Annotated in this window: 11 protein-coding genes and 2 pseudogenes; 3 read left to right on the forward strand and 10 right to left on the reverse strand. The window is 39.1% G+C overall.

What is annotated here, in order from left to right; translation table 11 throughout:
• Window positions 1-258: 258 nt before the first annotated feature.
• Window positions 259-537: pseudogene (locus tag ACS8FC_RS12430) on the reverse strand (transposase); the annotation flags it as partial.
• Window positions 538-1,376: 839 nt separating this feature from the next.
• Between ACS8FC_RS12430 and ACS8FC_RS12435 the strand changes: the two are divergent.
• Together ACS8FC_RS12435 and ACS8FC_RS12440 are read left to right on the forward strand one after the other, a co-directional pair.
• Window positions 1,377-2,561, forward strand: coding sequence for a hypothetical protein (locus ACS8FC_RS12435; protein WP_439297029.1), 1,185 nt, complete (start codon window positions 1,377-1,379; stop codon window positions 2,559-2,561).
• Window positions 2,562-2,607: 46 nt separating this feature from the next.
• A complete protein-coding gene (locus ACS8FC_RS12440) occupies window positions 2,608-4,215 on the forward strand; it encodes a hypothetical protein (RefSeq protein WP_439297030.1) in 1,608 nt (535 codons plus the stop codon).
• 79 nt (window positions 4,216-4,294) lie between these two features.
• Here ACS8FC_RS12440 and ACS8FC_RS12445 read toward each other — a convergent pair whose 3' ends face one another.
• From ACS8FC_RS12445 to ACS8FC_RS12470, 6 genes and pseudogenes are all read right to left on the reverse strand, one after another.
• Entirely contained in the window at window positions 4,295-4,348 is a 54-nt protein-coding gene (locus ACS8FC_RS12445) for a hypothetical protein (RefSeq protein WP_439297048.1), read from the reverse strand.
• 101 nt (window positions 4,349-4,449) lie between these two features.
• A pseudogene (locus tag ACS8FC_RS12450) lies at window positions 4,450-4,674 on the reverse strand (transposase); the annotation flags it as partial.
• Window positions 4,675-5,249: 575 nt separating this feature from the next.
• Window positions 5,250-8,396: a tyrosine-type recombinase/integrase gene (locus ACS8FC_RS12455; RefSeq protein ID WP_439297031.1), complete on the reverse strand. Its 3,147-nt coding sequence runs from the start codon at window positions 8,394-8,396 to the stop codon at window positions 5,250-5,252.
• Window positions 8,389-10,698 (reverse strand): hypothetical protein, encoded by a 2,310-nt coding sequence (locus ACS8FC_RS12460; RefSeq protein ID WP_439297032.1) that lies wholly within the window; start codon window positions 10,696-10,698, stop codon window positions 8,389-8,391. The genes ACS8FC_RS12455 and ACS8FC_RS12460 overlap by 8 nt, the downstream gene beginning before the upstream one ends.
• The gene (locus ACS8FC_RS12465; RefSeq protein WP_439297033.1) at window positions 10,691-11,212 is read right to left on the reverse strand and encodes a hypothetical protein; all 522 of its coding nucleotides are present in this window, start codon (window positions 11,210-11,212) and stop codon (window positions 10,691-10,693) included. The genes ACS8FC_RS12460 and ACS8FC_RS12465 overlap by 8 nt, the downstream gene beginning before the upstream one ends.
• Before the next feature lie 295 nt (window positions 11,213-11,507).
• A complete protein-coding gene (locus ACS8FC_RS12470) occupies window positions 11,508-11,726 on the reverse strand; it encodes a helix-turn-helix domain-containing protein (protein WP_093071416.1) in 219 nt (72 codons plus the stop codon).
• Between the two features lie 250 nt (window positions 11,727-11,976).
• Here ACS8FC_RS12470 and ACS8FC_RS12475 point away from each other — a divergent pair, with 250 nt between their 5' ends.
• On the forward strand, window positions 11,977-12,303 hold the full coding sequence (locus ACS8FC_RS12475; protein ID WP_290190361.1) for a hypothetical protein: 327 nt from the start codon (window positions 11,977-11,979) through the stop codon (window positions 12,301-12,303).
• Between the two features lie 48 nt (window positions 12,304-12,351).
• Here the strand turns inward: ACS8FC_RS12475 and ACS8FC_RS12480 are convergent, their stop codons facing one another.
• The 3 genes from ACS8FC_RS12480 to ACS8FC_RS12490 form a co-directional block, all read right to left on the reverse strand.
• Window positions 12,352-12,981 carry a hypothetical protein gene (locus ACS8FC_RS12480; protein ID WP_299329672.1) on the reverse strand — a complete coding sequence of 210 codons (630 nt, stop codon included), beginning with the start codon at window positions 12,979-12,981 and terminating at the stop codon, window positions 12,352-12,354.
• A 43-nt stretch (window positions 12,982-13,024) separates the two neighbouring features.
• Window positions 13,025-14,047, reverse strand: a complete 1,023-nt coding sequence (locus ACS8FC_RS12485; protein WP_439297034.1) for a PD-(D/E)XK nuclease family protein — start codon at window positions 14,045-14,047, stop codon at window positions 13,025-13,027.
• A gap of 67 nt (window positions 14,048-14,114) precedes the next feature.
• Complete coding sequence (locus ACS8FC_RS12490) at window positions 14,115-15,203, reverse strand: helix-turn-helix transcriptional regulator (protein WP_439297035.1); 1,089 nt, start codon at window positions 15,201-15,203, stop codon at window positions 14,115-14,117.
• Between the last annotated feature and the right edge of the window lie 5 nt (window positions 15,204-15,208).

The raw sequence follows: 15,208 nt of genomic DNA on the forward strand, positions 1-15,208 counted from the left end.
TCGGGGGTGTAGTGTCGTGTTTTCATCGTTGTATTCTCTCAGAATGTTGAGTCTCCGACAATCCCGGGGCGGTTCATACTGCTTTAATACGTTCAATGACACGGGTATCAGCATCTTAAGCTTTATCGGCAAGCCAAGTTTGGCTAATACTGATATCGAGTAGTTCATCTGGGCCACACAGGTCATGAGCTGAGCCATCTATTAAATAAAAACCCGTAGGATTGCCTAGCGTATCTGTACGGGTATGTATTTTAGTCGTTAGACCATCTCGGCTTCACCCAATGGCTTGATCACTTTTTTTCCAGCACTGTGCTGATGGGCTTTTGCAATAGTGGCATCTAGCATGGCATATTCATCATAGGATTGTTCAGATAGCTGATTAAAAACCTGTTCCCATACGCCTTTTTGTGACCAACGGCTAAAACGAGTATAAATCTCTCTAAAGTCACCAAAACGTTTAGGTAGATCACGCCAAGGTATGCCTGTCTTATAGCAGTACAGAACTGCTTCTATAAATAATCGGTTATCCTTTGCAGTAACACCAACGTCATTTGGTTGTCATGGTAGAAATGTTTTAATTCGCTCCCATTGGGCATGTCGTCTTGTCATAGCATCCGATCTCATATTTTTAAATATGATCTAAGTGTAGCTTATTCTGAAATATCTCCGCTAATTGATGACACGCTCTAGTTATTTTAGAATTAATATTGGGTTTATAAATTATTGTTGTGGGGTCTAACATTTTGAGTTAGCCTTTAGAATTACGATTATTTATATAGGTTTAATTTCGTCATGAGTCAGGAATGGTGGGAAGGTGATTATAAGCATGAGTACATACATCGTGAAAACTTGAAACAGCAGATGTCTACGGTTGGATGGATATATATAGGTATCGATATAAGACAAGATAATATTGCTAAAATTGGACTCACTACTAAATCATTAGCGACTAGGGCTGGTTGTAGTCAAAATCCGTTCTACACCCTACTTTGTGGTTTTAAGATTAAACATGGTGTCGAGCCACAGAAAGTTCATCAAAATGAGAAATCTAGTACATGACTTTCTATATGATAGGTTCAATCAATATATGTATTCTTACTATTGTAGTGAACGAAATATTGGTGTTATTTTTTCTTGGGAAAATAAACAGTTACTTGAAGGTGTTTCTCGAACCCCATATAAAGCCAAAGATTTGAGTTCCCCGCCTATTGATTCAAACTGTTATATACAAGGTTGCTGTGGTGAAGATTGTGATTGCTGGGACTAAATATAAGTGAGCTGTAAAAAGGCACTGTAGGCGTATATTGTTGGACTAGTTCCACTCGCTCCGAAACAGCTGAAAACATGAATGTTAGTTACCAAACAAAGAGAATGTTATGTCCGAAGGATTGACTGAATCAGAAAAATTTGTGAACTCTATATGTGAGAGAGCTTTTCTCAATCTTTGGACTCATCCAAATCCGATTGGAAAAAAAGGAAAAGAGCTTTGCGATTGCTTAATTGTCTGTGGTAAACACATCATCATCATTTCTGTAAAAGATATTAAGTACAAAGATACAGGGGATGAAGCAGGCTTTAAAAGGTGGACTAAGGCTGCAATAGATAAATCGGCTTCTCAAATATGGGGCGCTGAAAGATGGTTGAATTCTTCAGTTGAATTCACTAGGCACGATGGCCGACAAGTCGAATTGCCTCCAAAAGAAAATCGAATCGTACATCGAGTATCAGTATCACTTGGCTCACAGCGTAAAATACCAACACAGTCAGGTGATTTAGGAAATGGTATCGTGCATGTCTGCGATGAGTTCAGTCTTGGAGCAATTTTTGGTCTACTGGATACGATCACAGATTTTGTTAATTTTTTGACCGAAGTTGAGGATTTAACAAGAAGAGCTAATATAATTTTCAGCGGCGGAGGAATAGAAGATTTATTAGCAATTTATTTGTTAAACAACTATTCATTCCCTTATAGAGAAGCTGACCTGCTAATAATTGACGATACAGTTTTTAAAGGATTCATAGACTCTGATGACTATAAATCTATGCAGGAGTCATATAAGGATTCGTATTTTTGGGATAAGCTAATAGAGCACTTTATTGGTGATCTTCTTACAGACGGTATGTTTGAATATGGCGCAAATCAGGTCACTGATAGCCAACATGCTCTTATCCAAATGGCTCTCCAGCCCCGTGATCATCGAGCAAATCTAGTTGATGCCTTTTCTGAATTTTTGCAAAAACCCGAGTTAAAAATTGCTGCCAGAGTAGTACTGGCACACCAAAATACAGCATTTGTATTCCATTTAGGGCCAAGTAGTGATCGAGAAGCTCGGGTTCAAGAGCTAGGGTTAAGATGCTTAGTTGTTAGAGGTCGACTTCCTGACGTCAAAATTGTAGTTGGTATTTCCAGAGATAAGCTAGGCCCGTCAGTGGTTGGTTATTCTCATGATATTGTTTATGTGGACATTCCAGAATGGGATGATAATTTCGAAGAACAAGTAAATAAAATACAAAAAGAGCTAGGCTATTTTGAAAATGCATCTTGGGCTAAGAGGCCATAAAATGCATAACAAGACACTACTTTAGAACAAGAAAGGATTTTTAAATATGTCACACAACCTTTTTGAAGACTTTATCGATTTTTTATCCAATAAGCACGGCGAAGAAATCTGGATCACCGTTTATAAGCGCGAGCCGATCAACAATACAGCCCATGATGGCACAATGTATTGTGCACTTGTTAAGAAAGAAAAATCAGAACGTACAATGGAAAGGCCCGGCTGGGATTTGATGGTAGGTAGTGGAGGGCCAGGTTTTAGTATGTCATATGAGAATGGTGAAGAAATTACTACTTACTACACTAATCCAGACGATGACTTTTTGAGACCAGTTCTGGTTCGTGATTTTCACGGTAGGAAAGAAGATTACATTGAAATACTTGAAGAGTTCCGCCTTTTTCATAATTTATACCATGACAATGAAAGTGGTTCATTTACTAGTTTTGACGAAGTTGGCGACGAAGTTGAAGTTATAAAGATCGAACACAATGAAGTAAAAATTCGAAGGCGATATTTACGCTCTTTTATGGCTGCCCGTCAAATGAACTTACTCTTATACTTTGAGCTTACTCAGCACTACCATGAAAGCGTGGGCTTTTCTGATGACATAAAGAATGAGTCACTTACATATACGATCTATTCGGGTGACTCTTATTCGGCTGGATACACATCTTTTTCTAGGATAGTAGGAAAAAAATTAATTAGGTGTGAGACAGTGGAAAAGTGTGGCGTATGGCCATTTGAGCAAGAGAAAGAGTATCAGAATTTCATTATTGGTGGTGATACTGATGAACCTGAAATATATTCTTGTAACCCTGATGAATTAGCTAATAATTTCGGTGCCAATCCAGATTCTCCACATTACTTAACGCCTGTATTTTTTCGAAAGGAAGTTATGCAGAAATACTATAGTTCTTCTGACTATAAAATTACAGATGGGTATTTAGATAGAACAGGCGCGTGGAGATTGAGATTTGACAACAACTCACCAAATCATGTGTCAGTATTTTTAGGTGATCTAGGTCAGGACCTACCTAGCAAGGAGCAGGTCTATTGGAAGAGCTTTAATTTAATACCCGACGAAAGAAAAATAAGTAGAACAAATTTTGAGCGGAGTTTCCTAGGTAATTTCTACGATGCAGAAAATCCAGCGCACAGATTCAAGCAAAAATTTAGAGATATTCAAGAATATTGGAATAAAAAATACGGGTGGTATCTTTTCTTACCGCTTTCAATTAAAGATGAGCATTTTTATGAGTCTATACGATCAATGCTAACCAACGATCAATCAGAGTTTGATGCGCAAGTGCTTGCTCTTACCAAAGTAACTATAGACTCAATAAACATTAAGTCTCTTAGGAACCACCTTGAAGTAACAGATAATTCGACCAAATCAATATCATTAATCGAAACTCTTCTTGAACGCTTAAAATCCCCAAATTTATCCGCTCTATCCAGTCTGTTGAGAGGAGTTCAATCGGTTAGATCAACTGGTGTTGCGCATAGAAAAGGCACCGAATACGAAAAGACCATTTCCAAGCTGAAAATTAATGATGGGGATTACTCTTCTGAGTTCGATCAGCTTTTATTGGGGATGATCTGCCTCTTTGATGAAATTATGAAATTGGATTCAGGGCGTATAGTCAATCCACAATAAAACTGGAACATCCTACATCATGAAAAAGTTTAGTGAGATTATTTTCTATCCAGCCTTGGCGTAGAGATTTCGCTTGAGTTCACTTCTTTTCGATAGGATTCAGATCAGGACTATAGGGTGGTAGAAATAACAGACAATGATCATGTCTATTGAGTAGTCGTTGAACGCGCTTATGAAAGTCACATTATCCATCACGATTACATATGGTCTTGTTAAACTTGGAATAAGTGTGTATTTGCACCAGTCATAAAATACATGCCCATTGATGTTTTTCTCGAAGTAATCCAGTGCAAGTAGTGCTTTTTCATACAAGGCACTAATGACATTGGTACGCTTTTTCGCTTGCCAGTTATAGTGATCAATACAAGATTTGCCTATCGTTGCATAGCCGTGAGGACGAACATTTTCAGCCTCAAAGCCACTTTCATTCATACAGATAATGGGATAGCCTTGAAGCATAAAACTATTAAGCTTACTCTTATATTCCGCTCTTTTTATCAGACACGCTCTTGGATGCGCTAAGGCCTTTTTTGACTAATGCTAAAGCGTTTTAGAGCCAGCTCAATGCCTGACTTGCTACAAAACTAAACGCTGTTATCGCTCATACATATAATCGTCTGGATGCTGTGCGACATCTTTTGATAGCACCTCATTAGATATTTTAGTCGGTGCTTTATTTCTGATTGTTTTACGAGATAAGTCCTGCTGCTAGCTGTGAATAGGGCTTGACCTAAGATGATAAAAGTTAGCGGCTTCTCGAATAGTCATACCGTCTTTAATGCTACGTAATACTTGTTTACGAAAGTCGATTGAATAAGTCATGATTTACGCTATTAAATGAATTTTTTATATCTACAGGAACTCGTATAAAAGGTGTTTTGACAGAAATAACTAAAACTATTGGGACAGTCGGGACAAGTGGGACAACCTAGACAGTATAAGGGCTGGCTTTTTTCCCACAGCATGAAAACACCTTGGGACAGATGGGACAAAAATGTAATGAAAAATCTCATTTATCTAAATGTATGACTAAATTAATTAATCGTTATGACTAGTAGATACCCTAAATATTTCAGTATACCCGAAGATGCATAGTAACTATCTGTCATAGCTAAATTTCCATCAGAATGTTTACGTTTTTTCTGTACTACCCTAACCTCATAACCATGAAAACTCTTACGAGCACCAACACGTATTGAGCTATCGAGCCATAGCTCCTTTTTAACATTACGCACTGCTTGCTCGCTATGTGCCCTAACTTGCCAATGACTGGCATCAATAAGCTGACAACCAACTATCATGAACTCCTGTAGCATTTTAAGCTGGGTCTCCTTCATACCGAAATGAATTGATGAAGTATTTAAATTGTTTTTATCTGCAAATATATCCAAAAATAACTGTAGCTTATCAGGTGTATCAATTGACATTTGATACATACGATCAAACGCTTTGACTAAAATCTCTTGATTTTTATGTCCCGTCGGCGCACTCAAAAGCAATCTATCATCAGTAAAAACCTGACTGGCTTTATCGTAAATTTTTCTAGCATCATTGACAGTGATGCCATGACGAAGTGCGATCTCTGCCAACCGCCCTGCTCTCTTATCAACACTTATTTTTTGAAGCTCTTCCAACAGTCCAATCACATCATAAATTTTTGGATGAATAAATATAGACAGCTGAGTATCTACTGCATCATTTTGCGGGGCTTGCTGGCAAGCCATGTTAGCTGGTGTGCTGTTATAAGAAAATAGAAACTCTTTGCCCGCAATATGATTGATTAAATATCCACGCATCTTATCAAGATGCATATGTTTAGTACTGGCATTATATGCCCTGCCATCTTGCCTATTCACCGTCTGGTAACCAATACCTGTCACCATCTCAAATACGGTTATAGGCATAGCAAGCTTAGCTTGACTCATTTGCCAACCCGCCAGCAGATGCGCTGTATGGATATAGTGCTCAAACGTAGTATCAGGTGTCAGATGCCCAGCGAAGCTAGCCAGCCCAAACCATAACCCTTGAGCTTCATTATGAGCAAGAACCCCTTTCGAGATGGCCTTACAGTGAGTAGCGTTATAATCTGTCATCACCTGCGCTAGTGGCGATCCACTTAATACTAGTGCCAATTGACTAATTGCGGTATGCCGAAAGCTATGAAAAGTAAAGTCATGATTATTTAATAAGCGATCCCATATTATTTTCATCATATTACTGAAAAATACTGGCGGCAACGGCTGATCGCCCGAGCCTTGTGAGAATAAATAACGGCGCTTTAACCTTTTTTGTTGATAATAGAATGCGATGAACGGTTGCAACTCATCAATCTTGAAAAGCTTGTCTATCGGTATCACTCGTTTGGCACTGCTGCTTTTAAGCCTACGATAGCGGTTGGGTTTGAGGATTATTTTTGGCGCTTCAATCACTTGGCCATTGATAAACCCTATATCTGTAATGTCGTTAACCTTAGTACCAATGATTTCATTGATACGCATACCAGTGCGATAAGCAAGTGCTAGAACCACAAAGCATAATTGCTTTTTCTCAAAATCTAAATTTGATGACTGAATATAATCTTTCATCGCATGATACACACGTGGTGACACTATCTCAGCTTTTACTACCTGCCGATTATTGCCCCATGGAAAATAAACGTAAGGCGCATCAAAGTGTATACGCTGGTGATCGTGAAATGCTTTCAGACGCCCATAAGTAAATTTCTGGCTGTCTTTTAGGCGATCAAGATGAGAGAGCGGTTGACCGGCAGTATTGTTATCATTATCTATACCACTAGACGTATCATCAAACTCTGATGACTTACTAAATAAAGATGGCTTTCGACCGTCCTTAACCTTACTTTGAATAATCTGCTCATAAACTTCCTCAAAGTCACTGCCTTCCCACTGATTAACGTCCTCATCCATGGTTAGCATGAGCCAATCACGACCGATACAACCGCAGTATTTACTGATGGTATTAAGTCGAATGCTATGATCACCAAGTAAAGATAGCGCCCAGCTCAGTAGACGCTGAACATTGGGCTGGCTAGCGACTGTTTTTAATATTGTGATAGTGGAAATAGCGTCATTTCTGGTTAATTTAAGTGCCTCTTGAACTTCTTTGATCAGATTTTTACTAAAACTAGGGTAGTTTATGGTACCGCCTTGGCTATTCGACTTTATCGGTGATTGATAGCTGGCATTAAACAGTTCAGACCACGTTAGTGGTACAGGATTTGACTTAATGTCCTCTCGGTTATAATGGATTAGCTTATCAGTAGGCAAACCTGTCGTCTTTATATCTCCTTTTTTTACCACGGAAAGCGCCCCATCAATCAGGCTACCCTCTAGCTGTCGCCAATGGTAGTTAGCATATTTTATGAGCAGTGAGTGCTGCGGGCGATCGATATCTTTATTAGTGAGTTTAAGCGTTTTTGAGATATCGCTAATTATGGTATTAAATGGCTTTATCTTGGCAGTGTTTAACTCTTTATCCTTTAGAGCATATAAAAAACACAAGCTCATATCATCAGGAATATAATCAACAAAACGGTGTAAGCTTTCACTGTCATCAGCCGCGCAGCCATAATTATCATCACGCACTCTAAGCGGTATCACAGCCACTGACTCTGCCCTACTTTTTTCATCAGTCGCTGGCATGTCAATCTGATACATCTGACGCTCACCAAACAGCCAATCGTATAACGCTCTTAGTACCTCAATGTCATTAATACCACCATACATGATGCTGCAATACAGCACCCCTTCAACCAAGTCATTCACTGAGAAACGCCGTTTTCGTTGCCAAACCTCTATCATTGTCGTACTACTGTCTACCACAGCACGTCCATTCACAAACCAATCATAGTTAATAGTCAAGCGCTCACGAGTTGCCAGTATCGGTACCACAGGCTCATTAAGATATATCTGATGAGTTTTATTATAATCACGAACAAACTCTAAAAAACCACGCCGAGCCAATTGGAAGTTTTGAGCGGTGTCGAACGTCCCTTCTAGCAACTGGTTAATTGCTGAATAATGATGCTGCAGCTGACAAGGCGGCTGCATAGAATTTTGATTGATATATTCTTCGATTAATTTTTTAGCGTCACGCTTAACACTTTTTTTAGATTCTTCTCTATTAAGCTGTCGCAGTTTATGAGCACTGATATTATCCATACAAGCGAACCTCAATTTGTTTTAGGCAAAGATCATTGGCGACTGCATCTAGGTGCAGGCTGATCTGGTGTAATTGATTGATAAAGCTTGATGACATCGGATGCATGAATTCTTGATCCGGATGTTCATGACCGTAAAGCGCACAAATCAGGTAATCTGGCACGCGCCCTGTGAGCATGGATCGAAGTTGATGGCGCAGCCAATTATCCTGATGACTAAAAAAGTCTTGCAGCTGGTAGCGGACGCGACTTGGCGTGATACCGATAAAGCGTTTTGGATTTTTTTGGTAAATTTGAATGAGCGGTTGCTCTGATTGCAAAGTAGCATCGATGGGATAAGGCGTTTTGGGGCAGATAGGGTTATAAATGGCGGCAAATTGCTTGATATAATCAATGTAGTTTTGTATAGCAGTGATTAAAAACTGACTTAACGGAATAAGTCTACCATCAGACTGACCGTGACGCTCTTCTTTATCAGACACCCACAGTATGCGTCGCTTAAAATCAAGCTGGTTAAGCATCCCTGGTGCGTGTTTAACCGGACGGATACCGGTTTGAATCATAATAATGTGCCACAGCCAGGTGCTATAGCTATTAAATTGTGCAATATAGCGCTCGATACTGTGATTAAGCCGCCCATTATAGCTCTCAGCGCTCATAGCCAGTTGGTTAAAAAATTGCTCACACGTGGACGTTTCAAGCGCCATATCACTACCAATATAGCGTTTTTGACCATTCATTGGCACACTACACTCATCTATCAATAACGATTTTTGCTTGTCGTTACAGTATGCGCTTAGCAGTGCTACTGCTTTTATATAGGTTTGCTCTAGATCAGCAGTTTTGATGCTGGTGTAATACAGCGGCGAGCTGTGCCTTACATCAACACCTGTGAGGATGTCAGCATGTAGCGGTTTACTAAGGCCATTTTTAACCACTACAAACAATCCAGACTCGATATATTGAGTACTCAAAGCTGGCAGGTTGAGCTGATTCTTAACTTCAGTGATGGCTAGTTTGACATCATCAAGTGAAACAGTAACTTTATCCTCTAACATGATCTGCAGCGCTTCAGGTAATGCTCGCTTGAATACGCTACCATAGCTTTGCCTGTGAGCAAGCAGATGACTTCGGGTATTGGTGGTCACATCAATCTTGATAGCAATACTACTGATTTTACGGATACGGTCATAAACAAAATACTGACGCTGACTACGACTGCATTGCCAATCATCAATTATATTGTCAATACTAATACCGCTTAATAGTGACAATAGCAGTACGGCATAGCCCGTCCTATTTCCTGTATGTCCGCTCATAAAGCGCTGCCATAGCATTGCAAATAGCATTTGATAGCCAGTGATACTCAATTGGCGGTGATTGGTTGGGAAATGAAACTGATTACGGCTGGCATGTCGGTGATTGTTTCTTAATCGCCATTGCTGTAGCTCTGAGGATTTAGCGATTTGTATGGCGGGCTTAAAGTCATTGTCTAGCAATGGTACTTCATCGTTATCGGCAATATTTTCAGCGATTGCCACATTACTGTGCTTTTTTGATTGTTTCGTACCAAACAATTTTTTCTGTAATGGCTCGCCATCAATGAGCGTTGTTGTATTGATTACTTTTTGGGACTGTTTTGATTTTCTGTGACTCTTATTATAGGTTTTACCGATAAAGGCTTTATTATTGATGACCACTTCATAAGCCAACCTGATTTGACCAATTTTACTGGCAAGATGCTGATTAGCGATTTTACCCGTAGCTTCCTCTTGTTTGATCAGCGCTTCATACTTTCTGATATCATTCAAACAATCAGATAACCGATCATATTTTGCATGAATACAAATTAGCTGGCTGAGGATATCGCGCTGCGGATCAGCAGGTCTTAGTGCCATGCGAATACGAACGCCCAATTTGTCGATTTTAGCAAAATGCTTATCGTGCCTAGCCGCAATCATAAACATGATCTTGAGATAGCCACTTATAAACCGCCAAGCATCACTACCGCTATTGACAGCACCATATGCTTGATAAAATACGAGCAGCATGTATGTAACCGCCCACTCTCCTGTCTTACCCTGCCCTACAGTCTGCTGGATCACTTCAGTACAATCGATGCCCCTAAAACTAGCATTAACACATGATGTCGAACACAGTAGATCAAGCTCAGCGTCTGGCACCAAACTGACAATATCAATAACCAATGCTTGCATTTGGACATAATGCGGCGAACCTACAGGAACGATCTTATCTAATACTCGCCTATCAGTCACGTCAACAAATGCTTTAGTATCAGCCATGTACACCACCCATCCAGTTCATATTTTTAGGCAAACCTAATAAAGTCTTATCACATGCTGCCTTGCACTGTTGATACTCATAGCTGCTTTGACTGATACCTGCAAACTGACAGTAATTGCTAACAGTTAATCGATGCACGCCCATCAGCTCACACACAAGCTGCTTTGGCGCACTTTGATATATGTCTTGAAATAAGGCTGGATGGTTCACGCCAGCAAATCTAGATAGATTGAGAACCTCGCACCACGCCAGCCGCTTAATATCATGACGACTTTCAAGCGCAATCAGACAAGGCTGACGCCAGCTATTTTCAAACCTCATTACCTCATCGATTCGTGCAAAGTTATTGAAGAACTGATAATTGTCTTTATCAAGCACACATAACCGTAATACTGGTCGATAATAGTCATCTAAGCCTGCCAGCTGTGGTCGACTCAGAGGCAGTCTATGCTGTTGCCAAACCATAAAAGCAGTGTTTGCATCAGGGTGAATGGTGAGATTTTCTGAGCTCAAAATTAACAGCTTTTGAGTTGAGCGAAGAGTTTTATTTTTCACTATATACTGCTCTAAGAATCATTATTTCATTAATAGTACGTTATAACATAACATTATACAAGTGGATGATTTAATTATATTTATTAAAAAATATATTGGCTGTAAATGAGTGCAAAGTCATTAAAAAAGCTCTCACAAATAATAGCTATGCTATTATTTGTGAGAGCTATGAATATTTCTTATCAGGTAATAATATCGTTATTTTTTAGAGTTTAGAATGAATATATAGATTCAACTACATTATTTATAAAACCTAATTTTTACTGTCTTCATCAGGTATGTATTTTAATATCTCACATGGTGTCACCTCTAATACTTCACACAATTTGCTTAGCGTATCGAACTCTATACGAGTCGTCTCATCGTTATAAATCCTATGAAGTGTCGATTTACTAATATCCGTCATCCTTACTAAATCGGCAACTCGAAGTCGTCTTTCTGCTAGAAGTACAGGGAGATTACAAGAAATCACAATAAAATCCTTATTGGTAAGTAAAAAATACTTGCCAGTGACTACTTTTCTGCTAGAATAATACTCGTTGGCAATAACTAAGTTTCCGTCAAAAACTATTTTATGCTGACTAACGCTTTATTATGTCATATACCTATCTTGCTGCTCAATAGCTGGCTAATGATGGTAGGTGCGACTGGTTCAATAGATATCATTACTATAAAAAGGTAATGCTAGCCGTAGGTATCAGATCATTAAAAAGGAGTACGTTGTGGGCATCAGCATTGAATGGAGCATGACACAAAACGCTTGGGACAAACGGGTCTGTGAGGATTATTGGGCCTATAATCATAAAATCAGCTATGTGGATTATGTTAGTTTACTTTGTCAAAAATATAGCATTAGTACCCATACGTTATTTGACACCATAAGCCAATGCTACGCATGCTTAGATGATGTGTGCTGCGAATATTGCGGAAACGCCTGTCCTATTGAAGTACCTGCCGATATTGCTTATATGCGGGCAAAAGAGAGTTGGTTTTGCGCAGTATGTGAGCATGCTATGTGGCGCGGAGACTCTATTAGCAAATATAACTAGCTTCAATTGATAGTAGCAGCCAAAGCCATATGTTTATTACATGTGGCTTTACTTTTCTTCAGCATAAACTGCCTTTAAACGAAAGCAATCAGGTTCATCAATCATACTTGAGCTGTAATAAATAGATACATCATCAGTAAATAATAACGCTTCAACAGCTTCTGATATATAAGAAAAGACATCTAGTGGGAGACTTTCAACATTCTCCATTCCAACAAACAATCCTCTAGTATCATGAGCTTTTGAAAGTTGTTTCACAAGTTTATGTGTGGTTGTTTTTATTAAATCTGATTCAGACTCACCTGTGGCACTTGCTTGAACAAACTGAAATGAATAACCACACTCAAACAAGCTTATAACGTCTGCTACATCTATACCGATGATAGTACTTGCAGACTTTACATCTAGCAGTTCAATGACATCATTTACTTCATCAGGCTGACATCTAACAACCCCCTCTATAATATCCAAGCGTTCATACTTATGATCATCTGTCTGTAAGCCTACTAAAATATCAGCATCTACTTTCTGTTTTAGCGCTAGTAGTGCTTGCTCATTCCAACCGTCATTGATCATAAAACAGGCGATAACAGATGGCGAATAATGGCCTTTATTTGGTCGGTATAAGGCGACACATGGAATGTCATCTACTTTCGATTCGTCGAGCTGATATTTCATGATTAGACCTTTTGTTACTCTAAATGTTATGACACTAAAAGTATCACTCGTTTTTATTTTTATACTGACTTATCGTATGATTAATGAATTTTTGTACTTCATCCATCAGTCTATTAACCTGCTGTATATCTATGAAGTTTTCACCATCAAAGATATCTGTGTCTAGTACAGCAAAGGTCATATCCTTGCCTGAACCAAAGCGCTTCGGCTTACTCACTTTTAAATCGAACTTAGACGCTTCTGTCTTAAATAATTTATAAAGCTCATTCCTAGTTTTGCTATACCCCTTACCACTAGGAACAGAGACTTTAAAGCAAACCTTATCTTGTTCTAGTAGTAAATAGATAGCGATGTCATCTACCGTTTTCTTGAATGCCCAAAAACCCATGAACCCTCCTGACTTATTGGCGACATACTTCCAATTACCTTCTCCTAAATAAGACTGCAAATGTTGAAAAAAGCCAATCCAAGCCCGTTTTTTCCATTCTTTGACGGGTTTTGATTGAAAGCTTTGCACTGCTTCTTCAATAGACTGCAGATGGTTAAGATAATCGCTATATATATCACTCTCTTGCAGTGCCGCATTTTGTTCACTATTAAAGAGGTCTAATAAATCTCTTCTAGTTACTGGATAAAAGCCATCCTTTAACACAGCTTTGTAGTTGCTTTGATCATGCGTTTGTAAATAAATTGGGATTATCTCATCTTCTGTGAAAGTAACTTTATGATCATTAATCATAAACTGCTTGTATCGAACCAACTGATTAGAATGCTGAATACTACCTACTTTATCTTCAATTAATACGCAGTAAGTGTCGTTAATAATACAAAGGACATCAATGTTATTCACTTGACGCTTCACTACTATTTCATCAATATGGCTCGGTAGTGATTTGTTCGCTTTATCGAAGAATAACGCCAATACACTGGTTGCTATCTTATTGAGCGCTTTATGTTTATCGCTTCCTGTCTGATAGTCTTTGTCCGCCCACGATAGAAGCCAGCAGATAAAGGCGTCTTGTGATAACTCAGAGGTGGCAAATTTAAATAAGTTAGGTGTGGTCATTCTAGCTCCTTGATGACATTAAAAAAATGCATTTGTCTTTTAGTACTTTAGCAAAATTCTTGATCAACTATTTTGTATATAATTTCATCCCGCTTTCTAAACGCTCTAAAATAACCGCTTTTAACTCGTTAGGCTCAATCACCACTGCCAACTGCGACATACTGACTAGCCAGTCTTGCAAGCGCTGCGTATTGGCAACTGTTGCACGCACTTCGTTCCAAGTGTCATCGATAACCGTAATCGTTTGAGTAGATGATAACGGCCGCTCATATAAATGCTGGCAGGCATATTTTTGCACCTTTAGAACCAGTCCGATTTTCAAACCATTATTCAATTCAAGCTTTCCTAGCTTACGTAGATTCTCAAGAGTAAAAGCATTGCGCTCTACCCAGTCCGGTACCAACTGCTCTGTTACTTCAGCTGCTTCAATACGATTAACTGCAAAATTACGATGTGCCTTCAACAGGACGTTATCATCGATATGATCACTCGTTGGATTAAACCCAGTAAGATAGATCATATTGTCGATAAAAATAAGTCCTTTAGGATAGATTACCCTGATTGTAGGACTGTTACGCCATTTGTTTTGATAGCTGATTTGAAGCTGCTTGTTGTGTAATAGCGCCTGATGGATGCTAGCGAGCACGTCACTATCAAGCTTTGGTGCTTGTACGATACTGGGCAGGGTAATGAGATGATTTTGCCACTGCCCTAGTCTGCTTTGATTGAAGCTGGTCTTATCTTGACGATCTAACTGGGTCAACTTATCGCTAATACTTTGCTTGAAAGACGTTGGTAAATAATTTGCGGTATATTTATCAAGCATTTGCCAAAATAACACCGTTTGCTCATTAATGACATCAATACTAAAGCTTGGCTCAATATAAAACCTTGCCGTCTGTCCGCTGATATTCCGTCCCCAAGCTGGCAGACGCATTAAAGCGTCGCTGTAAAAGACGTCATTGAATATTTGATTGAGACTCGCTAGGTCGTTCTCTAAATTTTTACGCTCGTTTGCGTAATGGTTAGGATTATTGCCATAAACATTCATTAGCTCTGTGAGTGATATTGCCTTGTCTTTACTACGTGGCAAGCGCTGATAGAGCGCAAACAAACGGGCTGATTTTTTGTAGGTTGCGATTGGGTGTGTAGACATATGAG

Source organism: Psychrobacter sp. 1Y4, from assembly GCF_051847555.1.